General features: G+C 71.0%; 20 protein-coding genes and 1 pseudogene. 9 read left to right on the forward strand and 12 right to left on the reverse strand.

Annotation, left to right across the window (positions count from 1 at the left end):
- Positions 1 to 25 precede the first annotated feature (25 nt).
- Genes recC through recD form a run of 3 tightly spaced genes read left to right on the forward strand, consistent with a single transcriptional unit; the run spans position 26 to position 8,432 of the window.
- On the forward strand, positions 26 to 3,409 hold the full coding sequence (recC, locus tag ACW14X_RS16450) for an exodeoxyribonuclease V subunit gamma (RefSeq protein WP_457162686.1): 3,384 nt from the start codon (positions 26 to 28) through the stop codon (positions 3,407 to 3,409).
- The gene (locus ACW14X_RS16455) at positions 3,409 to 6,681 is read left to right on the forward strand and encodes a UvrD-helicase domain-containing protein (protein ID WP_457162687.1); all 3,273 of its coding nucleotides are present in this window, start codon (positions 3,409 to 3,411) and stop codon (positions 6,679 to 6,681) included. Before recC ends, ACW14X_RS16455 begins: the two co-directional genes overlap by 1 nt.
- Positions 6,678 to 8,432, forward strand: coding sequence for an exodeoxyribonuclease V subunit alpha (recD, locus tag ACW14X_RS16460; protein WP_457162688.1), 1,755 nt, complete (start codon positions 6,678 to 6,680; stop codon positions 8,430 to 8,432). The genes ACW14X_RS16455 and recD overlap by 4 nt, the downstream gene beginning before the upstream one ends.
- A gap of 9 nt (positions 8,433 to 8,441) precedes the next feature.
- Here the strand turns inward: recD and ACW14X_RS16465 are convergent, their stop codons facing one another.
- From ACW14X_RS16465 to ACW14X_RS16485, 5 genes are all read right to left on the reverse strand, one after another.
- Positions 8,442 to 9,023 (reverse strand): DinB family protein, encoded by a 582-nt coding sequence (locus ACW14X_RS16465; RefSeq protein WP_457162689.1) that lies wholly within the window; start codon positions 9,021 to 9,023, stop codon positions 8,442 to 8,444.
- A gap of 7 nt (positions 9,024 to 9,030) precedes the next feature.
- On the reverse strand, positions 9,031 to 9,633 hold the full coding sequence (locus tag ACW14X_RS16470; RefSeq protein ID WP_457166071.1) for an ACT domain-containing protein: 603 nt from the start codon (positions 9,631 to 9,633) through the stop codon (positions 9,031 to 9,033).
- 68 nt (positions 9,634 to 9,701) lie between these two features.
- Entirely contained in the window at positions 9,702 to 10,163 is a 462-nt protein-coding gene (locus tag ACW14X_RS16475; protein WP_350838725.1) for a nitroreductase family deazaflavin-dependent oxidoreductase, read from the reverse strand.
- Positions 10,164 to 10,209: 46 nt separating this feature from the next.
- Entirely contained in the window at positions 10,210 to 10,545 is a 336-nt protein-coding gene (trxA, locus tag ACW14X_RS16480; RefSeq protein ID WP_350838723.1) for a thioredoxin, read from the reverse strand.
- Entirely contained in the window at positions 10,542 to 10,937 is a 396-nt protein-coding gene (locus tag ACW14X_RS16485; protein WP_350838721.1) for a MerR family transcriptional regulator, read from the reverse strand. Before ACW14X_RS16485 ends, trxA begins: the two co-directional genes overlap by 4 nt.
- Before the next feature lie 73 nt (positions 10,938 to 11,010).
- Here ACW14X_RS16485 and ACW14X_RS16490 point away from each other — a divergent pair, with 73 nt between their 5' ends.
- The 3 genes from ACW14X_RS16490 (at position 11,011) to ACW14X_RS16500 (ending at position 14,000) form a co-directional block, all read left to right on the forward strand.
- On the forward strand, positions 11,011 to 11,958 hold the full coding sequence (locus ACW14X_RS16490) for a 1,4-dihydroxy-2-naphthoyl-CoA synthase (RefSeq protein ID WP_160026462.1): 948 nt from the start codon (positions 11,011 to 11,013) through the stop codon (positions 11,956 to 11,958).
- Positions 11,959 to 12,054: 96 nt separating this feature from the next.
- Positions 12,055 to 13,473 carry a DUF2252 domain-containing protein gene (locus ACW14X_RS16495; protein ID WP_457162690.1) on the forward strand — a complete coding sequence of 473 codons (1,419 nt, stop codon included), beginning with the start codon at positions 12,055 to 12,057 and terminating at the stop codon, positions 13,471 to 13,473.
- 128 nt (positions 13,474 to 13,601) lie between these two features.
- The gene (locus tag ACW14X_RS16500) at positions 13,602 to 14,000 is read left to right on the forward strand and encodes a hypothetical protein (RefSeq protein ID WP_457162691.1); all 399 of its coding nucleotides are present in this window, start codon (positions 13,602 to 13,604) and stop codon (positions 13,998 to 14,000) included.
- Between the two features lie 49 nt (positions 14,001 to 14,049).
- On the opposite strand, the gene ACW14X_RS16505 is transcribed toward ACW14X_RS16500, so the two are convergent.
- Together ACW14X_RS16505 and ACW14X_RS16510 are read right to left on the reverse strand one after the other, a co-directional pair.
- The gene (locus ACW14X_RS16505; protein ID WP_400467877.1) at positions 14,050 to 14,343 is read right to left on the reverse strand and encodes an amphi-Trp domain-containing protein; all 294 of its coding nucleotides are present in this window, start codon (positions 14,341 to 14,343) and stop codon (positions 14,050 to 14,052) included.
- A gap of 59 nt (positions 14,344 to 14,402) precedes the next feature.
- Positions 14,403 to 15,128 carry a PaaX domain-containing protein, C- domain protein gene (locus tag ACW14X_RS16510; RefSeq protein WP_457162692.1) on the reverse strand — a complete coding sequence of 242 codons (726 nt, stop codon included), beginning with the start codon at positions 15,126 to 15,128 and terminating at the stop codon, positions 14,403 to 14,405.
- Positions 15,129 to 15,220: 92 nt separating this feature from the next.
- On the opposite strand from ACW14X_RS16510, the gene ACW14X_RS16515 reads away from it, so the two are divergent.
- Positions 15,221 to 16,864, forward strand: a complete 1,644-nt coding sequence (locus tag ACW14X_RS16515; protein WP_160026466.1) for an acyl-CoA dehydrogenase family protein — start codon at positions 15,221 to 15,223, stop codon at positions 16,862 to 16,864.
- Complete coding sequence (locus tag ACW14X_RS16520; protein WP_457162693.1) at positions 16,861 to 17,628, forward strand: crotonase/enoyl-CoA hydratase family protein; 768 nt, start codon at positions 16,861 to 16,863, stop codon at positions 17,626 to 17,628. Before ACW14X_RS16515 ends, ACW14X_RS16520 begins: the two co-directional genes overlap by 4 nt.
- Before the next feature lie 15 nt (positions 17,629 to 17,643).
- On the opposite strand, the gene ACW14X_RS16525 is transcribed toward ACW14X_RS16520, so the two are convergent.
- On the reverse strand, positions 17,644 to 18,108 hold the full coding sequence (locus ACW14X_RS16525) for an Lrp/AsnC family transcriptional regulator (protein ID WP_457162694.1): 465 nt from the start codon (positions 18,106 to 18,108) through the stop codon (positions 17,644 to 17,646).
- Between the two features lie 459 nt (positions 18,109 to 18,567).
- On the opposite strand from ACW14X_RS16525, the pseudogene ACW14X_RS16530 reads away from it, so the two are divergent.
- A pseudogene (locus ACW14X_RS16530) lies at positions 18,568 to 19,053 on the forward strand (EamA family transporter); the annotation flags it as partial.
- Positions 19,054 to 19,095: 42 nt separating this feature from the next.
- On the opposite strand, the gene ACW14X_RS16535 reads toward ACW14X_RS16530, so the two are convergent.
- Genes ACW14X_RS16535 through ACW14X_RS16550 form a run of 4 tightly spaced genes read right to left on the reverse strand, consistent with a single transcriptional unit; the run spans position 19,096 to position 23,015 of the window.
- Complete coding sequence (locus ACW14X_RS16535) at positions 19,096 to 19,890, reverse strand: ABC transporter ATP-binding protein (RefSeq protein ID WP_350713589.1); 795 nt, start codon at positions 19,888 to 19,890, stop codon at positions 19,096 to 19,098.
- The gene (locus ACW14X_RS16540) at positions 19,887 to 20,921 is read right to left on the reverse strand and encodes a FecCD family ABC transporter permease (RefSeq protein WP_457162695.1); all 1,035 of its coding nucleotides are present in this window, start codon (positions 20,919 to 20,921) and stop codon (positions 19,887 to 19,889) included. Before ACW14X_RS16540 ends, ACW14X_RS16535 begins: the two co-directional genes overlap by 4 nt.
- Before the next feature lie 5 nt (positions 20,922 to 20,926).
- Positions 20,927 to 21,973, reverse strand: a complete 1,047-nt coding sequence (locus ACW14X_RS16545) for an iron ABC transporter permease (RefSeq protein ID WP_160026471.1) — start codon at positions 21,971 to 21,973, stop codon at positions 20,927 to 20,929.
- 19 nt (positions 21,974 to 21,992) lie between these two features.
- On the reverse strand, positions 21,993 to 23,015 hold the full coding sequence (locus ACW14X_RS16550) for an ABC transporter substrate-binding protein (protein ID WP_457162696.1): 1,023 nt from the start codon (positions 23,013 to 23,015) through the stop codon (positions 21,993 to 21,995).
- Positions 23,016 to 23,040 lie beyond the last annotated feature (25 nt).

Raw genomic sequence — 23,040 nt, forward strand, 5'->3', positions numbered from 1 at the left:
GGCGGTCACCGATAGGTTGCGGTCTGTGGTCGTACATCTGCACCGCGCGCCGCGGACCGATCTGCTCGCCGACTCGCTCGGCGAGCTGTTGTCGGTGCCGTTGGGGGATCCGTTCGCGACGGAGGTCGTGGTGGTGCCGGCGCGGGGGGTGGAGCGGTGGTTGTCGCAGCGGCTCTCGCATCGGCTGGGGGCTGCTGAGGGGCGTGCGGACGGGATCTGTGCGGGGGTCGACTTCCGGTCTCCCTGGTCGCTGTTCGCGGAGGTCGCAGGCACGGGGGATGAGGATCCCTGGGCGCCGGAGTCGCTGACCTGGCCGGTGCTGGCGGCGATCGACGCATCGCTGGACGAACCCTGGGCCAGGCCGCTCGCACAGCACCTGGGACACGGGGACACGACTGAGGAAGGCGTACGTCGGCGGGGACGGAGGTTGGCGCTGGCCAGGCGGCTGGCGCGGTTGTTCGCTGGGTACGCGGACCAGCGGCCGGCGGTGGTCGCCGACTGGAGCGCAGGGCTGGACACGGACGGGCTCGGGGCGAAGATCGCCGAGGATCTGGCGTGGCAGCCGCCGCTGTGGCGGGCTGTTGCCGGGCTGGTCGGCGGGCCGACGCCGGTGGAGCGGCAGGCGGCGACGGTCGCGCGGCTGAAGGAGGCACCGGACGCGTTCGAGCTGCCGGAGCGGGTCTCGTTGTTCGGGCACACTCGGCTCTCGGCGACCGACATCGAGCTCGTCGCGGCGCTGGGCGAGCACCGCGACGTGCATCTGTGGTTGCCGCACCCTTCTGAGGCCCTGTGGCAGGCGCTCGCTGGGATGGACGGGAAAATGGCGCGTACGGCCGACCGGTCGCACGACGAGGTCGGGCATCCGCTGCTGGCGACGTTGGGGCGGGATACGCGGGAGCTGCAGCGAGGTCTGGCGGAGCTTGCCACTGTGGACGACTGTGTTGGTTTCGACACGCCTTCGCCCGGCGGCTCAACCAGCGGCCGGCTGCTCGGGTGGCTGCAGGAGGACATCCGGCACAACACCCTCGGCGATCGCGCGAACCGGGTGTTGGAGCCGAAGGACCGCTCGATCCAGGTGCATGCCTGCCACGGCGAGGCGCGGCAGGTGGAGGTGCTGCGCGAGGTGCTGCTGGGGCTGCTCGAGGACGATCCGACGCTGGAGCCGCGGGACGTCCTGGTGATGTGCCCCGACATCGAGACCTTCGCGCCGCTGATCGAGGCCGGGTTCGGACTGGGGGAGATGACCGGCGAGACCGGACACCCGGCTCACCGGCTGCGAGTGAAGCTGGCGGACCGGTCGTTGACGCGTACGAATCCGCTTCTGGACGTGGCCACGAGGCTGCTCGACCTCGCCGGCGGCCGGGCGGGGGTGAGCGACGTACTCGATCTTGCTCATCTCGATCCGGTGCGGCGCCGGTTCGGGCTCAACGACGACGCCCTGGAGCAGCTCGAGGACTGGGCCAAGGACGCCGGGATCAGGTGGGGCTTCGACGCGGAGCACCGCGAGCCCTTCGGGCTGGAGACGTACGTCGCCAACACCTGGCGCTTCGGGATGGACCGGATCCTCACCGGGGTCGCGATGTCCGAGGATTCGGCGACCTGGCTGGATACGACGCTGCCGTTGGACGACGTGGGGAGTGGAAGCGTCGAACTGGCGGGGAAGTTCGCCGAGCTCGTCGATCGGCTCGAGCAGGTGACCGACGAGCTGGCCGGCGTGCATCCGCTGAGGCACTGGCTGAAGGTGATCGAGGAGGGTGTCGCCGCGCTGACGTCGGTCTCGACCAACGACGAGTGGCAGTCGGGCCAGGTGACCAGGGAGCTGTCCCGGGTGCGGGACGCCGCCGCGGAGCAGGAGGTCGACGAGCTGCGCCTGCCGGACGTGCGCGCGCTCCTTGGCGCGAGGCTGGCCGGGCGGGCGACGCGTGCCAACTTCCGCACCGGCACGCTGACCGTCTCCACGCTGGTGCCGATGCGGTCGGTGCCCCATCGTGTGGTCTGCCTGCTCGGCATGGACGACGGGGTGTTCCCGAGGGTCGGGATCACCGACGGCGACGACCTGCTGGCCCGCGACCCGCAGACCGGGGAGCGCGACCTGCGCAGCGAGGACCGGCAGCTGTTCCTCGACGCACTGCTGGCGGCGACCGAGACGCTGGTGGTGACCTACACGGGTGCCAACGAGTACTCGGGCCAGCCGCGGCCGCCCGCGGTGCCTTTGGGGGAGCTGCTGGACACGCTGGACGCGACCGCCGTCTCCGCGGATGGCAGGCCGGTCAAGGAGGTCGTGACGACCAGGCACCCGCTGCAGCCGTTCGACCCGCGCAACCTGACGCCCGGCGCGCTGGTGCCCGGACACTCGTTCTCCTTCGACAAAGCCGCCGAGGCCGGCGCCCTCGCCGCGGTGTCCGACCGCGTCGAGCCGCTGGAGTTCCTACCGGGCCCGCTGACGCCGGCCGCCACCGGAGACCTGACGCTCGAGGAGCTGCTGGCCTTCTACCGCGCGCCGGTGCGCGCCTTCTTCCGCGACCGGCTGGACCTCGCGCTGCCGCGTGATGACGATCCGCTCTCCGACGGTCTGCCGGTCGAGCTCGACGGCCTGGGGCAGTGGTCGGTGGGCGACCGGCTGCTCCACGACCTGCTCGCCGGGATGTCGGAGGAGCAGGCGACCCAGCAGGAGTGGCGCCGCGGCGTACTGCCTCCGAAATGGCTGGGCTGGCGCATCCTCACCGACGTGATCACCAAGGCGAAGCCGATCGCGGCGGAGGCCCTGCGGGTGCGGCAGGCGGGCATCTCCACCGGGCAGGCGCGGGCCGTCGACGTCGAGGTCGACCTCGGTGACGGTCGGCGCCTGACCGGCACCGTCCCACAGGTCTACGGCGACCGGCTCGCTCCGGTGACGTACTCCCGCCTGGGCGCCAAGCAGCGGATCGAGTCGTGGGTGCAGCTGGTCGCGCTGGCCGCCTCCGACGAGGACCGGGCCTGGAGCGCGTGGACGCTGGGTCGGCCGGGCAACTCCCGGTCGCGTACGCCGTTCGGGCTCTCCCAGCTCGGGCCGCTCGACCACACCGCGGTCGATGTGCTGCGTGACCTGGTGCGGTTGCGCGACCGAGGGCTGTCCGCGCCGCTGCCGCTGCCGCTGAAGACCTCGCTCGCCTATGCCCGCCAGCGGCGGACCCAGGTCGGGGTGGACGACGCGCTCTACAAGGCCGGCTGGGAGTGGAACGACGGACGGTTCGAGGGCGAGGAGTCCGATGTGGAGCAGGTGAGGGCCTGGGGCAAGGGGTCCGGGATCCCTGGTCTGGGTATCCCGCCGGAGGCCGGCGAGGAGTTCGACGGGGAGACGACCCGCTTCGGCGCGCTCGCGATGCGGGTGTGGTCGCCGTTGCTCACCGCCGAGCAGGGGAGCTGGTGATGGACGGATTCAACCTGACCGGTCCCCTCCCGACCGGCACCACCCTGATCGAGGCCTCGGCCGGCACCGGGAAGACCTTCACCATCGGCGCCCTGGTCACCCGCTACGTCGTCGAGGGCGAGGCGACCCTCGACGAGATCCTGGCGATCACCTTCGGCCGCGCCGCCTCCCAGGAGCTGCGCGACCGGGTGCGCTCCCACCTCGTCGAGGCTGAGCGAGCCTTCGCAGCCGCGGTCGCCGGGCAGCGTCCGACCCCGCTCGACGCCCACCTCGAGCTGCTGCTGGACGTGTCCGACGACGAGATCCGGGTACGCCACGAGCGCGTGCGCGACGCGCTCGCCTCCTTCGACGGGGCCACGATCGCGACGACCCACCAGTTCTGCCAGCTCGTCCTGCGCTCGCTGGGGGTGGCCGGCGACACCGACGCCGGCGCCGAGCTGGTCGAGTCGCTCGACGAGCTGGTCGTGGAGGTCGTCGACGACCTCTATCTGAAGTGGTTCGGCGAGGCCCGGGAGCGACCCCCGTTCGACCGCGACGACGCGCTGGGGCTGGCGCGCACCGCGGTCGAGGACCCGCAGTCAGTGCTCGCCCCGGCGCCGGCCGAGGACCCGGTCGCGGGTGCGCGGGTGCGGTTCGCCGAGGCGGTCCGGGACGAGGTCGACCGGCGCAAGCAGATGCGCGGCGTCCTGTCCTACGACGACCTGCTCTCCCGCCTCGCTTCCGCGCTGGCCGACTCATCAGCTCCGGCCCGGGCACGGATGCGCCAGCGGTGGCGGATCGTCCTGGTCGACGAGTTCCAGGACACCGACCCGGTCCAATGGCAGGTGCTCTCCCGGGCCTTCGAGGGCCACGCCACCCTCGTGCTCATCGGTGACCCGAAGCAGGCGATCTACGCCTTCCGCGGCGGCGACGTCTTCACCTACCTGACCGCCGCCCGAGCGGCCGAGACGCAAGCGACGCTCGACACCAACTGGCGCAGCGACGCCCCGCTGGTCGAGCGGCTCCAGGTGGTCCTGCGAGGCGCAGCTCTGGGCTCGCCCGAGATCGTCGTCCACGACGTCAAGGCTCACCACGCGGGGTCGAGGCTGGCCGGTGCCCCGCATCCGGCGCCGTTCCGGATCCGCCGGGTCGGTCGCGGCGGCTTCAAGCTCACCCGCGGCCGGATGATCACCGCCGGTGACGCCCGCACCCACATCACCCGGGACCTCGCCGGAGACATCGCCGAGCTGCTCGGCTCCGGGGCCACGTGGTGCGATGCCCCGGTCCAGGCCGGGGACGTCGCGGTCATCGTCGCGGTGCGCTCCCACGGGCTGCTCGTCCAGCGTGTGCTGCAGGAGCACGGCATCCCGGCGGTGATGGCCGGCGGCGGTGACGTCTTCCTGACCCCCGCCGGCGAGGACTGGCTTGCGCTGCTGCAGGCGCTCGACTCGCCCCATCGGACACCGCTGGTGCGGGCAGCCGGGCTGAGCGTGTTCTTCGGCTACACCGCGACCGAGCTCGACGCGGGCGGCGAGGCGCTGACCTCGCGCATCGCCGACACGCTGCGCGGCTGGGCGCTGCTGCTGCGTGGACGAGGTGTCGCCGCCCTGATCGAGGCGGCGGAGGAGCGCGGGCTCACCGCGCGCGTGCTGCGGCGCACCGACGGGGACCGGCTGCTCACCGACGTACGTCATCTGGGGCAGCTGCTCCACGACATCTCGGTGCGCGACTCGCTCGGACTGCCTGCGCTGCTCGCCTGGTTCCGTGACGAGCGGCGGCGTTCTGCCGCCGCCGAGCGGCCGCGGCGGCTCGACTCGGACGCCGCGGCGGTGCAGATCGTCACGGTGCACGGGTCCAAGGGGCTGCAGTACCCGATCGTCTACCTGCCCTTCGCCTACGACTTCTTCGTCCGCGACCCGGAGGTCGCCCGGTTCCACGACGCCTCGGGACAGCGGACGATCGACGTCTCCCGGACCGGCGCGCAGTGGGCCGAGCACCTGGCCCGACACCAGGCCGAGGAGCTCGGGGAGGAGCTTCGAGATCTGTACGTCGCGCTGACCCGGGCGCAGTCCCAGGTCGTCGCGTGGTGGGCGCCGACGGCCAACACGGCCACCGGCGGACTGCACCGGCTGCTGTTCGGGCGAGGTCCCGGCCAAGCAGCGGTTCCTGACAGCGTCGCCGTGCCGAGCGACGAGGACGCGGCAACGCTGCTGAGCAACGTCGCGCGCCACGGCGGTCCGGTGGCCGAGGAAGCAGTGCCGGTGACGGCAGCTCCGACGGTGCGAGAAGCGCCGCCCGGCATGCTCGCCGCGCGGCCGTTCACCCGTGAGGTCGACGCCGAGTGGCGGCGTACGTCCTACTCGGGGCTCATCCGGGTAGATGAGGGCGTCGCGGCGACCTCGGAGCCGGAGGTCGAGGGGAAGGACGACGAGCCCATCGCCGAGGACGTCGATCTCATCGAGCCTCCCGCGGAGGAGGAGCACCTCTCACCGATGGCCGAGCTGCCCAAGGGCGCCGGCTTCGGGTCGCTGGTCCACGCGGTCCTGGAGCACACCGACCCGCAGGCCCCCGACCTGGGCGAAGAGCTGCTGACGAGGACCCGGGAGCAGCTCCGCTGGTGGCCGGTGCCGGCCTCGGCCGAGGACCTCGCGACCGCGATCCTGCCGCTCAACCTGACCTCGCTCGGCCCGCTCGCCGATGGGCTGACGCTGGCGGAGATCCCGCTGCGCGACCGGCTGCGCGAGCTCGACTTCGAGATCCCGCTCGGGGGCGGTGACACCCGCGGACCGGAGGATCCCGACGTGTGCCTCCGTGACCTCGCGCCGCTCCTGCGCGTTCACCTTCCGGCGGACGACCCGATGGTGACGTACGCAGACCGGCTGGAGGCTCCGCCGCTGGGGGACCAGTCGCTGCGGGGCTACCTGACCGGCTCGGTGGACGTGGTGCTGCGGCTGCCGAGCGGACGGTTCGTGGTGGTCGACTACAAGACCAACTTCCTGGGCGTGGAGGCGATGGACTACACCCAGCCGAAGCTCGCCGAGGCGATGCTGCACTCCCACTACCCGCTGCAGGCACTGCTCTACTCCGCGGTGGTGCACCGCTTCCTGCGCTGGCGCCTGCCCGGGTACGACCCCGAGAAGCATCTCGGTGGGGTGCTCTACCTCTACGTGCGCGGGATGCTCGGCCCGGACACGCCCGTCGTCGACGGCATCCCGACCGGCGTCTTCACCTGGCAGCCGCCCGCGTCCCTCGCGGTCGCGCTGTCCGACCTGCTGGACGGAGCAACCGCATGATCGAGCGCTGGGAGTCCGAGGACCCCTTCGACGCACGGCTGGCCAGGTCCGCCACCGGCCTGCTCGCGTCGTTCAACCGCGAGGGTGTGCTGACCGCAGCCGACGTACATGTCGCGACCCGGGCCGCCGCACTCGCCGGAGAGGAGCGCGACGAGGTGCGACTGGCGGTGGCGCTGGCGGTCCGCGCGGTCCGGCACGGGTCGGTCTGCGTCGACCTGGCCACGCTGCGGGAGACCGAGGAGACGCTGCCCTGGCCGGCTGCCGACGGCTGGCTGGACGCCGTCGCCGACAGCCCGCTGGCGGCGCAGTCCCTGGTGCAGGTCGAGGACGGCCTGCTCTACCTGGACCGCTATCACCGCGAAGAGGGACAGGTACGCGACGACCTGCTCGCCCGGCTGGCCTCGCCGCGGCCCGTGGCCGACGAGGCCCTGCTGGAGGCGACCGCGGCCCGGCTCTTCCCGGGCGAGGGCTACGCCGAGCAGCGTGCCGCCGCGCTCGCCGCCGCCCGGCAGTCGACGACGGTGCTCACCGGCGGTCCCGGCACCGGCAAGACGACGACCGTGGCCGGGCTGCTGGCGCTGCTCACCGAGCAGTCCTCGACCCCGTTGCGGGTCGCGCTGACCGCCCCGACGGGCAAGGCGGCCGCGCGGCTTCAGGAGGCGGTCGAGGGTGCCCAGCGGGCGCCTCAGTTCACCGCCGACGACCGCGGCCGTCTCGCAGGTCTCACCGCGTCGACGCTTCACCGCCTGCTCGGCTGGCGCCCCGGCTCGTCGACGCGGTTCAAGCACCACCGCACCAACCGGCTGCCGCACGACGTGATCGTCGTCGACGAGACGAGCATGGTCTCGCTGACGATGATGGCCCGGCTCCTCGAGGCCGTACGCCCGGAGGCGCGGCTGATCCTCGTCGGTGACCCCGACCAGCTCGCGAGCGTCGAGGCGGGCGCGGTGCTCTCCGACCTCGTCGCCGGGCTCGCCGTGCGCTCACCCGACGCCGTCGCCGCCCTCCGCATCACCCATCGCTTCGGTGGCGCGATCGGCGCCCTCGCCGAGGCGCTGCGGGTGGGCGACGCCGATGCGGCACTCGACGTGCTGAAGTCCGGCGACCCCGCGGTCGAGCTCGTCGACCCGGCCGACGAGGCCCGGATGGCGGAGGTCGAGCGCGGCCTGGTCGCTCACGCCGCTGCTCTTCACGAGGCCGCGCTCGCGGGCGACGCGGAGCGCTGCGTACAGATGCTCGACGAGTCGCGCCTCCTCTGCGCCCACCGCGACGGGCCCTGGGGCGTCGCCCACTGGAACCGGCAGGTCGAGCGCGGCCTCGCCGAGACCACCGGTGAGCCGCTCGGCATCGGCTGGGGCCACGAGTGGTATCCGGGCCGCCCGGTCCTCGTCACCGCCAACGACTACGGCCTCGGCCTCTTCAACGGCGACACCGGGGTCACCTACACGGACGCCGGCGGCGACCTCCGCGTCGCGATCGCGGGCGGTGCGACGTACGCACCCTCACGGCTCGGCGACATCGAGACCCTGCATGCGATGACCGTCCACAAGTCCCAGGGCAGTCAGGCCAGGTCCGTCACCGTCCTGCTCCCACCCGACGACTCGCCCCTGCTCACCCGCGAGCTCTTCTATACCGCGGTGACCCGAGCCCAGGAGCGCGTACGCATCGTCGGCACCCCCGACGCCGTCACCGCCGCGATCACCCGCCGAGCCCAGCGCGCCTCCGGCCTCCGCCAACGCCTCGGGAACTGAGCCGCAGCCTCAGAAGCGCTCCGCGAGCTCCGTCAGCTTCGCCACGTACGCCGGGAAGTCGACGTTCTGCGGGACGTTGTGGTCGCGTGAGAGCCAGCCGACGACGCCGTCGATGCCCTCGCGGAGGATGTCGGCCTGGCCGGCGTGCTGCACGATGTCGCCGTAGGTGTACGTCGCGATCTCGTGCAGCGTGACGGGCGTGCCGCCCCAGTGCTTGACGTGGCCGACCGCGTACAGGTCGAGCGCGTCGATGGTCGCGTTGGCGTGCGCGATCACCCTGCGGTAGAGATCGATGATGCCGGTCACGGTCTCGTCCTCGGTCGCGTACCAGTCGATCTGAGGGTCGACTTCGTACCGGTCCAGTGAGATCAGCTCGTCGGTCTGCGGGAACGGCCGCTCGAAGGTGTCGCCGAGGTAGATCGCCTCGACGTTGAGGCAGTGCTTGACGATGCCGATGAGATTGGTGCCGGTCGGCGTACGCGGCATCCGTGCCTCCCGCTCCGGGAGGTCCTCGACCTTGCCGATCAAGGCGTTGCGGGCGGAGTCGAGGCGCTGCTTCAGCGTCTCCTTCGGATCTGCGTCGGCAACCATCGGTCTGTCAGGACCGCGCGATGGAGGTGGCGAGGGAGGCGAGGTGGCCGAGGCGGGCGAGCTCGGAGTCGAGGAAGTCGGGGCCGCCGCGGCGGCCGATGATGACGATCTCGTTGCCGTCGATGCGGGCGCCGGCGAACATGTTCTCGTCCTCACCCTCGACCTCGATCCGCTCGGGGCGGTCGAGCTCGATGAAGGGGACGTTCTCGGGCGAGCCGTCGGTGGCTCGGCCGATGCCCTTGACGCGGTGGACGCGGATGGCCCAGTCGGCACGGAAGGTCAGGGGCAGCACGTCCACGAGCCGGTCGAGCGCCTCGAGGGCGTTCTCGGTGAGGTCCTCGACGGCCTCGAGGTCGAGGAAGAGGTTACCGCCGGCGGCATAGCGGGAGATCCAGACGACGTGCACGCCGTCGAGCTCGTTGCACGCCGACACGATGGAGTCCGGCATCGTTCCCGGTTGGGTCTCGAGGAGCACATCGTCGACGGCTCTGCCGTCGACCTTGTTCTTCTCGACGATCTCGATCGCCTCGATGTCGCCACCGGCTTCACCGATGGCAGAGGCGAGGCGACCGAGGGAACCCGGGACATCGGGCAGCTCGACGCGTAGCAGGAACGGCATGGCCATAGACCCTAGCGTCGCGAACCGACAGCCGTGGCACTGTCCCGGTTACACACCCGTCAATTGGCGAGCTGATCGCCTGCCGGCTCCAGCAGGAAGAGCGGGAAGATCCGGGACGTGTTGGGCTGGTATTCGCCGTAGGTCGGCCAGGTCTTCACGGCGTAGTCCCACCACTCGTCGCGCTCGGCGCCGGAGAGCTCGCGGGCGACGTACGCCTTCTTGGTGCCGCCGTCCTGGAGCACCATGTCGGGGTACTTGCGGAAGTTGGCCACCCAGGCGGGGTTCTTGTCGCTGCCGCCCATCGAGGCGACCGCGAGGTAGCGGCCGTCGCGCTCGACGCGCATCAGAGGGGTCTTGCGGATCGCGCCGGTCTTCGCGCCGCGGTTGGTGATCAGGATGATCGGCTTGCCGTCGCGCTCGAGGACGTTGGCCTCGGCGCCGTTGGAGGCTTCGAACGCGGCCACCTGCTCGCGCACCCAGTCGGCCGTGCTCGGGACGTATTCACCTTGCAGTTCGGTCATGCCCACTACAACACGCCACGGCGACGCCTATTCCGAGAGGCCCGGATCAGGCGAGCGCCTTGTCGATCTCGCGGTCGAGATGCGACTTCGGCCGCGCCCCGACCAGCTGGAGCACGAGCTCCCCGCCCCGGAAGAGCAGCATCGTCGGCACCGCCATGACCCGGTAGTCGGCGGAGGTGGCCGGATTCTCGTCCTGGTTGAGCTTCACCACCCGCAGGCTCCCGACCCGCTCCGCGGCGATCTGCTCGAGGATCGGTGCGAGCTGGCGGCACGGCGGGCACCACTCGGCCCAGATCTCCACCAGCACCGGCGTCTCGGACATGAGTACGTCCTCGGCGAACCGGGCATCGGTGATGTCCTCGATCACGGCGGTCTGACTCATCGCTTCTCTCCTTCGGGGTTCGGTCGACCCGGGTTCGGTCGATAGGACTCGGCTTCGTGCAGCAGCCCGGCGAGCTCGCCGCGCAGGGCGGTCAGCTCGGTCACCCGCCGGTCGATCTCGGCGATGCGCTGCCGATAGGCCTCGAGCGAGGCCGGGCACAGGTCGGCACGGTCGTTGCCGGCGCGCAGACAGTCGACGAAGGGCAGCGTCTCCTCGGCCGTGAGGCCGAGCGACAGCAGGGCGCGGATCTCCCGCACCACCTGCACGTCCACCTCGGCATAGTCCCGATATCCGTTGCCTGCTCGCCGTGGCGTGAGCAGCCCACGCGACTCGTAGTAGCGCACGGCTTTCACCGTCACGCCGGCCTGATCCGCGAGCTCCTTGATCTGCACGCGTACGACCGTAGACCTTGACCCTGGGGGCAAGGTCAAGCCTGTGATCAGCGGGCCGGATAACCTCAGGGCCATGAGCGCCATCGAGGGAGTCTCCGACACGTTCGACCCGACCCGTTGGGACGCGGTGAAGGGCTTCGAGGATCTGACCGACCTGACCTATCACCGGGCCAAGGAGCACGGCACCGTACGCATCGCCTTCGACCGCCCCGACGTACTCAACGCCTTCCGCCCGCACACCGTCGACGAGCTCCTCCGCGTGCTGGAGCACGCCCGGACCTCCGCCGACGTCGGCTGCGTGCTCCTGACCGGCAACGGGCCTTCCGAGAAGAACGGCAAGCACTCGTTCTGCACCGGCGGCGACCAGCGCATCCGAGGCAAGGCCGGCTACCAGTACGAGGAGACCGAGGCGTACGCCGCCGGCCGGACCGGCGCGGAGGAGCCCACCCCGATCGACAAGGCCAAGCTCGCCCGGCTGCACATCCTGGAGTGCCAGCGACTGATCCGCTTCATGCCCAAGGTCGTCATCTGCGTCGTCCCCGGCTGGACCGCCGGCGGCGGCCACTCCCTCCACGTGGTGTGCGACCTGACGCTCGCGAGCGCCGAGCACGGGCGCTTCAAGCAGACCGACGCCGACGTCGGCTCCTTCGACGGCGGCTACGGCTCCGCCTACCTCGCCCGCCAGGTCGGCCAGAAGTTCGCCCGCGAGATCTTCTTCCTCGCCGAGGAGTACTCGGCCGAGGACGGCGTACGCATGGGCACCGTCAACCGCGCCGTCCCGCACGCCGAGCTCGAGGACGTCGCGCTCGAGTGGGGCCGCAAGATCAACGGGAAGTCGCCCACGGCCCAGCGGATGCTGAAGTACGCCTTCAACCTCCTCGACGACGGCCTCGTCGGCCAGCAGATGTTCGCCGGCGAGACCACCCGCCTGGCGTACATGACCGACGAGGCCCAGGAGGGCCGCGACCAGTTCCTGGAGAAGCGCGAGCCCGACTGGTCGCCCTACCCCTGGTACTACTGATCCGCGCAACCACCCGGCGCCACCTGCCGGCCGACCTCCGACGCGTCACACAAGCTGCGTGATGCCAAAGACGGGCACGTGAGGTCACATGGACCGATGAGCTCGATCGAGACCCAGGTACGTCGGCCCCACCACCTCACCCTGGCGGAGCGGGCGTCGTTGGGCCGAGGCGTGCGAGCGAAGGTTCCGCGTTCGGTGCACGGCGAGTGGCATCCGGCGCCCGACCGAGCCGACCCTGTCGGCCTCCTCGAGGAGCAGGCAAGCAGCCGGTTGCAGGAGCTCGTGCCGCTCCGCTACGGCCGGATGCTGGCGGACCCGTTCACGTTCTACCGTGGTTCCGCCTACCTGATGGCGGCAGATCTGGCGAGTGCGCCGCGTACGGACCTGACGGTCCAGCTGTGCGGCGACGCGCACCTGTCGAACTTCGGGTCGTTCGCAGCACCGGACCGGCGCCTGGTCTTCGACCTCAACGACTTCGACGAGACCTTGCCCGGTCCCTTCGAGTGGGACGTCAAGCGCATGGTGGCCAGCTTCGCGGTCGCGGGGCGTGACCGCGAGTTCGACGATGCCGAGCGCAGGACCATCAACCTGACCGCCGCCTCGTCCTACCGACAGGCGATGCAGGATCTGGCGCGGATGCGCAAGCTCGACGTGTGGTACGCCCGCTTGGATGTCGACGAGCTGGAGGCCCTGCTGAGCTCGCAGTTCACGGCCAAGCAGCTCAAGCGCTTCCGTAAGAACATGGCCAAGGCCCGGTCGACGAACAGCTTGAAGGCCTTCTCCAAGCTCGTGGAGATCGTGGATGGCCGTCCGCGCCTGATCCACGATCCTCCGATGATCGCCAGGATCCAGGAGCTGATGCCCGACAAGGAGTTTCACGAGGTCGAAGACACGCTCCATGCCATCCTGCACATCTACCGCCGGACCCTGCCGGGCGACCACAGGCACCTGCTCGAGGGATTTCGCTTCACCGACGCCGCACGCAAGGTCGTCGGGGTGGGCAGTGTGGGCACCCGCTCCTGGATCGTGCTGCTGGTCGGCAACGACGACCAGGATCCGCTCTTCCTCCAGGCCAAGGAGGCCCAGGCATCCGTCTTGGAGCCCTTCCTGGGCAAGAGCGCGTACACCAGCCATGGTCAGCGGGTCGTCGAGGGGCAGCGACTGATGCAGTCCGCGAGCGACGTGATGCTCGGCTGGGTGACGGCGAGCGGCTTCGACGGCGTCGAGCGAGACTTCTTCGTCCGGCAGCTGTGGGACGGCAAGGGTTCGGCGATCGTGGAGGCGATGAATCCCGCTGCCATGACCGGGTACGCCCGGATGTGCGGGTGGACGCTGGCGAGGGCCCACGCACGCTCCGGCGACCCGGTCGCCATCGCGAGCTACCTCGGCTCTGGTGACCGGTTCGATCGGGCCATCTCGACGTTCGCCGAGGCCTACGCCGACCAGAACGAGCAGGACTACGCAGCACTGCGTCGTGCGGTCGACGACGGGAGGGTCGTTGCCCAGAGTGGCTGAAGGTCGGTGGGCGATGTTCACGTCTTCTGGGTGACGACCGTGGACCCTTCCGTGCGAATGATGGGCCTCACGTCGTTCGGGGGCCGCGCCAGATCCCCATCAGCCGGCAACCCATCGAAGGAGTCTCCATGAAGCTCATCCCCGTCGCTGTCATGACACTGGCGTTGGCCACACCGCTGACCGGCTGCGGTGAGGACCAACCTGCCGTGTGCAGCTCCGTCGACGACCTCGAGGCGTCGGTCGAGGACGTGCGGGACATCGACGTGACCTCCTCGGGTGCGTTGGGCGACCTGGAGAGCGGACTCGAGGCTGTCGGGTCGGATCTGTCCGAGGTCAAGTCCGACGCGAAGGCCGAGTTCTCCAGCCAGATCGACACCGTCCAGGCCAGCTACGACGCGCTGTCGGCGAGCGTCGACGCGGCCAAGGCGAGCGTCTCCGCCGCCACGCTGAGCGCCGCCGCGACCGCGCTTTCCGCGTTCGGGAGCGACGTACGGACGCTCATCACGGACGTCCAGGAAACCTGCTGAGCACCCAGGTCTCGCCGATCGAGCGCGCCGTTTCAGCTGGGTGAGCCTGTCACCACTTCAGCTCGACCTCGAGCTCGCGCTCGTCGTCCCCGATCTCGACCTCCAGCTTGAAGTCGACCTCGTCGGGTACGCGCACCTTGAAGCGCAGCCCTTCTCTTTCGAACTCGATCTCGTTGTTGCGGGCGAGCGCGTCGGCCAGGGCATGCAGGCGAGCCGCGGCGTCCTCACGACGCAGCTTCGCTCGTTCCGTGACTTCCATCAGGTCCATCTCGATCTCCTTGATGTGGCGTTGAGGCCGCTGATCTCGGCCGAGCGCGATTCGTGCCAGCTCGACAGATGGCACGATCGCAACCTATCCAATCGACGGGGAGACCGGCGTCATGCGGAACGCGTGAATCCCGCTCAGCGCGGCAGCGCGGCGAGCTCGCTCAGCTCGCGCTGGTAGGCGCGGTAGGTCTCGCGCAGGTCCGCCGCCGGCCAGTCCGAGGGACGGAGCTCGACGGGGAGGAGCGGGTCGTCGCTGAGGTGGCGCACGATCGCGGCGGCCGTGGCGAGACGGAGCGCCGGCTGGGGAGTGGATGAGAGGAGCTCGAGCAGACGCTCGCCTTCGCGGGCCCAGCCGCGGAGATCCCACAAGGAGGCGGCGAGCTCTACCGGATCCTGGTCCGGTGTCGCCGTGAAGGTCCGGAGGACCGGATCCGAGAAGCGCGGACGCCGAAGGTTGGCCGGCCGGGCCCAGACCCCTTCGCGAAGCTCGGCGAGCCGGTGCGCCTTGAGCGCATCGCGCAGCACGGCGCGCTCGGGGCCGGGGCGGCCGGCAGTGACGACGATGGCCATCTCCCAGGAGCCGTCCCACGGCCTGTCCGCCGTGTGTACCGCCTCGTCCTGATGAGCCTGCCGCTGGACGAGCCGCTCGCCGAGCCGGTAGCCGGCCTCCGTCCTGCGCAGGTCGCCGTCGCTGACGGCGCGGGTGGCCGCGACCCGCACGGTCGCGGGTGCGATGCCGAAGAACTGGCCGGCGCGGGCGAGGTCGGCGGGGGTCAGCGGGTTCGGGTGGGCGCCGAGCATCAGGCTCAGGATGGTGGAGCGGGCGGAGAGCGGAGCCAGTTCATCGCGCACGGAAGCCACGCGGACATCCTCTCATGCAACACATCTCGACACGACTGTGTCTGAATATGTAACATCGTGGTGGATCACCCTCCACCAGCAAGGGGTAACGCATGACCAGCACGCACGAGGCCCACTCCACCCATGTGGTCACCAACCAGGTCCCGCCGTTGGTGGGCCACAACACGGCCGGTGACCCGGTCCTGCGGGAGGGTCTCGAGCGCGAGGGCGCCGCGTGGGCGCTCCCGGAGACCGACGAGCTGGGCCGCCTCGCCGGCACTGCCGAGGCGCAGGACTGGGGCCGTCTCGCCGAGCGCGTGCCCCCGCGTCTGCACACCCATGACCGCTACGGCCACCGCGTCGACGAGGTCGAGTACGTCCCGGCGTACCACCAGCTCATGCAGACCGCGGTCGAGCACGGTCTGCACGCCGCGCCCTGGGCAGACGACCGGCCCGGCGCCCACGTCGCGAGGGCCGCGAAGTTCTACGCCTGGAACGTCGACGCCGGTCACGGCTGCCCGATCTCGATGACCTACGCGGTGGTCCCGGCGCTGCGGGCCAACCCCGACCTGGCGACGAGGTTCGAGCCGCTGCTGACCAATCGGGAGTACGACTTCGGGCTGCGCGACCCCGAGACCAAGCGCGGTCTGATCGCCGGGATGTCGATGACCGAGAAGCAGGGCGGCTCCGACGTACGCGCGAACACGACGACCGCGACGCCGCAGACCGACGGCACCTACATCCTGCGCGGCCACAAGTGGTTCACCAGCGCACCGATGAGCGACCTGTTCCTCACCCTGGCTCAGACCGAGGCCGGCGTCTCCTGCTTCCTTGTCCCGCGCGTACTGCCCGGTGGCGAGCGCAACGCGATGCGCTTCATGCGGCTCAAGGACAAGCTCGGCAACAGGTCGAACGCCTCCTCCGAGATCGAGTACGACGCCGCGACCGGCTGGCTCGTCGGCGAGGAGGGCCGCGGGGTTCGCACCATCGTCGAGATGGTCAACATGACCCGCCTCGACTGCGTGATCGGCTCCTCGGCCGGCATGCGCACCGCGCTCACGATGGCTGCCCACCACGCCCGTCACCGGAGCGCCTTCGGCAAGCCTCTGATCGAGCAGCCGGCGATGCGCAACGTACTCGCAGACCTGCAGGTCGAGTCCGAGGCCGCGACGACGGCGATGCTGAGGCTGGCAGGTGCCAACGACCGGGCGATCCGCGGGGACGAGGGCGAGGCCGCGCTGCGCCGGATCGCGCTGGCGGTCACGAAGTACTACGTCTGCAAGCGAGCGCCGTTCATGGTCAACGAGGCACTGGAGTGCCTGGGCGGCAACGGCTACATCGAGGACTTCGACGTCGCGCGCATCTACCGCGAGATGCCGCTCCTCTCGATCTGGGAGGGATCGGGCAACGTGGCGGCGCTCGACGCCCTGCGAGCGTTGGCGAAGGAGCCGCACACCCTGGACGCGTTCGTGGCGGAGGCCGAGCTCGCCTCCGGCGCCGACACCCGCTACGACGCCGCACTGGACCGGTTGAAGAAGGAGTTCACCTCCTTCGACGACCTCGAGTTCCGCGCCCGGCGGATCGTCGAGCAGATGGCCCTGGTCTTCCAGGGCTCACAGCTCGTTCGGCACGCACCGGCTCCGGTCGCCGACGCGTTCTGCTCGTCGCGCCTCGGCCGCGACTGGGGCGGCGCGTTCGGCACGCTGTCGCCACGCGGCGACCTGGACGCGATCCTCGAGCGGGCGCTTCCGGCATGACGGTCGAGGTCGCCAAGGACGGTCCGGTCACCACGATCGTGATCAACCGTCCAGAGGTACGCAACGCCGTCGACCGCGCGACGGCGGAGGCCCTGGTGGCAGCGTTCGAGGAGTTCGACGCCGATCCCGATGCCGCCGTCGCGGTGCTGCACGGCGCCGGCGGCAACTTCTGCGCCGGCGCCGACCTGAAGGCGGTCGCCGCTGGTGACCCCAACCGGTTCGAGCCCGACGGGGACGGCCCGATGGGTCCCACGCGCATGCGGCTGGGCAAGCCCGTCATCGCCGCTGTCGCCGGCCACGCCGTCGCCGGAGGCCTGGAGCTGGCGATCTGGGCCGACCTGCGGGTCATGGAGGAGGACGCGGTCTTCGGCGTCTTCTGCCGGCGCTGGGGCGTACCGCTGATCGACGGCGGAACGGTCCGACTGCCGCGGCTGATCGGCGCGAGCAACGCCATGGACCTGATCCTCACCGGCCGTCCCGTCGGGGCGGAGGAGGCCCTTCGGATGGGACTGGCCAACCGTGTCGTCCCACCCGGCCAGGCCCTCGCGGCCGCGCAGGACCTGGCCCGCCAGCTCGCCGCCTTCCCGCAGACCTGCATGCGCCACGACCGGCTCTCGGTGCTGGAGCAGGAGGGTCTCAGCGAGCAGGACGCCTTGGCCGCGGAGTACGCCCACGGTGTCGTCTCGGTGACCACGGACACCGTCACGGGCGCGACCCGGTTCGCCGATGGAGCCGGACGTCACGGCTCCTTCGAGGCCGACTGACGGTCTCGGATCGGGTCAGCCGAGGGGGAGCGGGGAGCTCTCCTTGGTGTTGCCGAACGCGAAGGTCGTCTCGATCGAGGCGAGCGCCGGCATGGTCCGGAGGTTGTCGCGCAGGAACCTCTCGTAGGTCTCGAAGGACGGCGTGACGACCTTCAGCAGGTAGTCGTGGTCGCCGGCCAGGACGTACGCCTCGGTGACCTCGGGGATGGCGCGGAGGTGCTCCTCGACGGTCTCGACCGCGTCGGTCGTGTGGGTGGCCATCTTGATGCGTACGAACGCGGTGATGTTCATGCCGACGGTGTGCGGGTCGACGACGGCGCGGTAGCCGCTGATCACTCCGGCTTCCTCGAGGGCTCGTACGCGGCGCAGGCACGGCGAGGGGGAGAGGCCGACGCGGTCGGCGAGCTCCTGGTTGGTCAGGCGGCCGTTCTGCTGCAGCTCCCAGAGGATGTGCTTGTCGGTCTCGTCGATCGTACGCATGTTGGCAGATTCTGCCACCGAGCCGCCTGAACGTGGCAGATCAGGCAATCATGTGCGCCTCGATTTTTCCTATCGTGGCGCGCTATGGGGATGCAACCGGGTGGTGGGAATCGGGCGCTGGCGGGATGGTCGGCGCTGGGGATGACCGTGGTGCTGTGGTCGTCGTTCGCGCTGAGCACGCGCGGCATCGGTGGGTCGAGCCTGACCGTCGCCGATGCCGCGTTCCTCCGGTTCGCGACGCCGGTGGTCCTGCTGGCTCCGCTGCTGCCGAGCACGTTCAGGGCCGTACGCCGCGAGCGGCCGTACGTCCTCGCGCTGCTGCTCGTGGGCGGGCTCCCGCACTTCCTCGTGTTCGCGTTCGGCGCCCAGCTGACCAGTGCCGCGCTCACCGGGATGCTGGTCCCGGGCACGGTGCCGCTCTTCGTCACGCTGCTCGCGCTGGCGCGTGGCCGGGCCTCGATGTCGCCGCGGCGGGTGGTCGCGCTGGGACTCATCACCGCGGGGGTCGCGGTGAGCGGGTTCCTGGTCGGCGGCGGCGCCTCCCTGATCGGGGTCGGGCTGCTGCTCGTCGGCGGGTTCGCCTGGGCGGTGTTCACGACCGGCCTGCAGCGTACGAGCCTGACGCTCCTGCAGATGGTGCTGACCGTCTGCACCGTCTCGAGCCTGACGGCGCTCGTCCTGACGTCGTTCGGCGCGATGCCGTCGCACCTGCTCGCGGGCAGCGCTGGGCTCGACGACGTGCTGCTCCTCACCGTTCTCCAGGGCATCGGGACCGGTCTGATGTCGACGCTCTGCTACGCCTTCTCCGTCAAGGCGCTCGGCAGCGGACGGGCGTCGGTCGGTGGCGCGGTGAGCCCGGTGCTGACCGCCGTCGTCGCCGTACCGATCTTCGGGGAGCGCATCGGTGTCGGCCTCGCCGTCGCACTGGCCCTCATCGTGGCCGGCGTAGCCACCTTCAACCGGGTCTCCTCCGGCCGGGCCGGCGGCTCAGTCGCCCGCCGGAACCACCATCGGCGTACCGGCGACGGGGTCGGGCACGACGACGCACGGCAGTCCGAACGCCTTGTCGACGACCTCCGCCGTGACCACCTCGGCCGGTGGCCCCTCGGCGAGGATCCGGCCGTCGGCCATGACCACGAGGTGATCGCTGTAGCGGCAGGCCAGGTTGAGGTCGTGCAGCACCGTGACGATGGTGCGGCCAGTCTCCCGGTTGAGCGTACGCAGCAGCCGGAGCAGGTCGACCTGATGACTGATGTCGAGGTAGGTCGTCGGCTCGTCGAGCAACAATAGGTCGGTCTGCTGGGCGAGCGCCATCGCGATCCACACCCGCTGGCGCTGGCCCCCGGAGAGAGCGCGCAGCGGGCGGTCGACGAGCTCGCCGGTGTCCGTCGCCGCGAGGGCCTCGGCGACCGCCTCCTCGTCGCGCGCGCTCCAGTGACGGAACCAGCCCTGGTGCGGATGGCGCCCGCGCGAGACCAGATCGCCGACGGTGATCCCGTCCGGGGCGACCGGGCTCTGCGGGAGCAGGCCGAGGATCCGGGCGACCTCGCGGGAGCCGCGGTCGAGGATCGGGGTCCCGTCGAGCAGCACCTCGCCGGCGGACGGACGCAGCAGCCGGGCGAGGCCCCGCATCAGCGTCGACTTGCCGCAGGCGTTGGCGCCGACGATCGCCGTCACCCGCCCGTCGAGGACGTCGAGGTCGAGCCGGTCGACGACGACCCGGTCGTCGTAGCCAAGCGTCAGCTCGCGCGCCGCGAGCCGCGGCCTGATGGTGTCCGTCATCCGCCCATCCCTCTCCGGTTGGTGGTGGCGATGAGCCACAGCAGGTACGGCGCGCCGACGGCGCCGGTGACGACGCCGGTCGGGACCTCGACCGGCAGCAGGTTCATCGCGACGTAGTCGGCGACCAGGCAGACGATCGCCCCGACCGCACCGGCGGCGACGATGCCGCCGCGGGCGCTGCCGAGCAGCCGGTCGGCGATCGGCCCGGCCACGAGGGCGACGAACGCGATCGGGCCGGCGACCGCCGTGGCCAAGGAGGTCAGCAGGACGCCGGTCGCGATCAGGGCGAGCCGGGTCGCCTCGATGCGTACGCCCAGACCGCGGGCGGTGTCGTCGCCCAGCTCGACGGCTCGGAGCAGCCGCTGGAGCAGCGGCACCAGCGGAACGAGGACGACGATGGCGATCAGCAGCGCGTTGTTCTCCGCGTCGCCGGCCTGCCCGATCGATCCGGTCAGCCAGTGCAGCGCGGCCCGGGCCTCGGTGAGCGAGGTGCGGGTGAGGAGATAGCCGGTGACGCCGGTGCAGAACGCCGCGGTGCCGATCCCGATCAGCACGAAGCGATAGCCGGTGATGCCGTCGCGCCAGGCCAGGACGTACATCACGGCGGCCGTGACCAGGCCGCCGCCGAAGGCCAGCAGCGGAATGCTCACCCCGCCGAGGGCTGGCACCGCGATGCCGGCGACGGCCGCGACGCTCGCGCCCGCGGAGATGCCGACGAAGTCGGGCGAGGCCAGCGGGTTGCGCAGCAGCTGCTGGAAGATCGTGCCGGCGGCGCCGAGGGCCAGTCCGACGCACACGGCCGCCTTGACCTGTGGACCGGTCAGGTCGCGCACAATGAAGTCGACCGCGGCGTGGTCGCGCAGGTGCAGCAGCGAGGCCAGCACCTGGTCGAGGCTGAGCTGGACCGAGCCGAAGCAGAGCGTGAGCAGGGCCAGGACGGCGGCGACGACGAGCAGGACGACAGGTACGACGCCCGCGCGGATCCGACGGCTGCGCCGCGTACGTCGCAGGGCCGTGACGGTCTGGGGCATGACGCTCATAGGTCCGCCAGCCGGGCGTAGCGGACGAGGAGCACGAAGAACGGGGCGCCGATGATGCCGAGGACCACGCCGACCTGGAGCTCTCCGGTGCCGCCCAGGACGCGGCCGAGGACGTCCGCGCCGAGCAGCAGCAGGGCACCCAGCACCATCGAGTAGGGCAGGACCCAGCGATAGTCCGGACCGCAGAGGAACCGCGCCACGTGCGGCACCACCAGACCGACGAAGACGATCGGACCGCACGCGGCGGTCGCGGCGCCGCAGAGCAGCCCGACCACCAGGAACGACAGGATGCGCGTACGTGTCAGGGAGACGCCAAGCCCGCGAGCGGCGTCATCGCCCAGGGCCAGCGCGTTGAGCCAGCGGCCGCACAGCAGCGCCAGGACGATGCCGACCAGCAGGAACGGAGCCACGCCCGTCACGATCGGGGCATAGCGGCCGGCCAGCGAGCCGACCTGCCAGAAGCGGTACTGCTGCTGGGCGTCGAGGTCGGTGAGCAGCAGCCCGGTCGTCACCGCGGTCAGCCCGGCCGTGATCGCGGCCCCGGCGAGGGCCATCTTCACCGGTGTCGCGCCGTCGCGTCCGAGCGAGCCCACCGAGTAGACGAGCACGGTCGCCGCGAGCGCCCCGGCGAACGCCGCGACGACGTGGAACCCGAGCGAGCCGATGCCGAGCAGGGTGATCGAGCCGACCACGGCGAAGGCCGCCCCGGCGTTGACGCCCATGATCCCCGGATCGGCGATGGCGTTGCGGGTCAGGCCCTGCAGCAGGGTGCCGGCGAGCCCGAGAGCCGCGCCCGCGAGGAGTCCGAGCACGGTCCGGGGCACCCGCAGGCGTACGGTCACGGTGTCCTCGACCGACGAGGCGCTGGTGAAATGGCGGAAGGCGTCGAGGACCTGACTCAGTGCGATGTCGCGCGACCCGAGGGTCACGCTGAGGAAGGCGAGGACGGGCACGAGCGCGACGAGCAGCAGCAGGCCGACGGCGAGCCCGGAGGCTCGCCGTCGTGCCGGTGCGGGTGTCGCGGTGGCGACAGAACTGGTCACCGGATGGTCTCCGCCGGAGTCAGTCGCCGATGGTGTCGTCGACGTCGGCCAGATCGGCGGTCAGCTTGGTCAGGGCCTCGGCGTAGTCGCCATAGGTGTGCAGCCAGAACGCGGGCCACTCGATGACCTGGCCGGCCTGGGCCGCGCGGATCGACGTCCAGGTCGGCTGGCCCTCGGCGGTCTTCTTGGCGTCGACGAAGGTGCGGCTGTCGATCAGCAGGACGTCGGGCTGGTACTTGTCGGCGTTCTCCCAGCTCAGGTTCTCCCAGTAGGGGAAGTCCGGGTCCGGCGAGTCCGGCGTGACGACCTGCAGGCCCCACTCGGTGAAGTCCAGCAGCTCCGGGGCGTACTCCGGGTTGGCGGCGTAGAGCAGGTCGTCGGCGGGGGAGACCGCGAGCGCGGTCAGGTCCTTGTCCTTCATCTCGGCGATGAAGCCGTCGCGCGCCTTCTCGAAGGCTTCCTTGTCCTTGGCACCCTGGGAGTCCTCGACGTCGGCGCCGAGGCTCTCGGCGAGATCCTCGTAGCCCTCGGCGAGGTTGAGGATCGAGCCACCCTGGGAAGGGCCGACCACCGGAGCCAGCTCGGCGAGCTTCTTGCTCTTCGCCTTGGTGCCGTTCTCCAGCCCCGAGTGGGCCTTCTCCGCCGGCCACCAGTCGGCGACGATCAGGTCCGGGCTCAGCGTGGACGCCTTGGCGACGTCGATCGAGCCCCACTCCTCGCCGAGCACCTCGATGTCGGTCAGGTCGACGCCGTCCAGGTTCGGGTCGGTCTCGACCGGCTCGTCGGCGTAGATGCCGACCGGGCGGATGCCGTAGGAGATCAGCGCGGCGGCCGCCGGTGCGTGCGCGATGATCCGGGTCGGTGCCTCGTCGAGCTTCACGACCTCGCCCGAGCCGTCGGTGAAGCTCCACGGACCGTCGGGAACCGAGGACGCACCCGAGGCCGGTTTCGCGTCGTCGTCGTCGTCGGCGATGTCGGAGGAGCAGGCGGACAGAGCCAGGACCAGGGCGGCGGCCGTGGCGGCGACGAGGTGGGGTCTCATGAGGTGAGGCTAGCCTAATTTCACC

The organism is Nocardioides sp. YJ-D4, assembly GCF_054031495.1.

Bases quoted from the DNA above. Each gene is read 5' to 3' on its own strand.
- ACW14X_RS16455 (WP_457162687.1), top strand. From the start codon at position 3,409: ATGGACGGATTCAACCTGACCGGTCCCCTCCCGACCGGCACCACCCTG.
- recD (WP_457162688.1), top strand. From the start codon at position 6,678: ATGATCGAGCGCTGGGAGTCCGAGGACCCCTTCGACGCACGGCTGGCC.
- ACW14X_RS16465 (WP_457162689.1), bottom strand. From the start codon at position 9,023: ATGGTTGCCGACGCAGATCCGAAGGAGACGCTGAAGCAGCGCCTCGAC.
- ACW14X_RS16475 (WP_350838725.1), bottom strand. From the start codon at position 10,163: ATGACCGAACTGCAAGGTGAATACGTCCCGAGCACGGCCGACTGGGTG.
- trxA (WP_350838723.1), bottom strand. From the start codon at position 10,545: ATGAGTCAGACCGCCGTGATCGAGGACATCACCGATGCCCGGTTCGCC.
- ACW14X_RS16490 (WP_160026462.1), top strand. From the start codon at position 11,011: ATGAGCGCCATCGAGGGAGTCTCCGACACGTTCGACCCGACCCGTTGG.
- ACW14X_RS16495 (WP_457162690.1), top strand. From the start codon at position 12,055: ATGAGCTCGATCGAGACCCAGGTACGTCGGCCCCACCACCTCACCCTG.
- ACW14X_RS16500 (WP_457162691.1), top strand. From the start codon at position 13,602: ATGAAGCTCATCCCCGTCGCTGTCATGACACTGGCGTTGGCCACACCG.
- ACW14X_RS16515 (WP_160026466.1), top strand. From the start codon at position 15,221: ATGACCAGCACGCACGAGGCCCACTCCACCCATGTGGTCACCAACCAG.
- ACW14X_RS16520 (WP_457162693.1), top strand. From the start codon at position 16,861: ATGACGGTCGAGGTCGCCAAGGACGGTCCGGTCACCACGATCGTGATC.
- ACW14X_RS16525 (WP_457162694.1), bottom strand. From the start codon at position 18,108: ATGCGTACGATCGACGAGACCGACAAGCACATCCTCTGGGAGCTGCAG.
- ACW14X_RS16535 (WP_350713589.1), bottom strand. From the start codon at position 19,890: ATGACGGACACCATCAGGCCGCGGCTCGCGGCGCGCGAGCTGACGCTT.
- ACW14X_RS16540 (WP_457162695.1), bottom strand. From the start codon at position 20,921: ATGCCCCAGACCGTCACGGCCCTGCGACGTACGCGGCGCAGCCGTCGG.
- ACW14X_RS16550 (WP_457162696.1), bottom strand. From the start codon at position 23,015: ATGAGACCCCACCTCGTCGCCGCCACGGCCGCCGCCCTGGTCCTGGCT.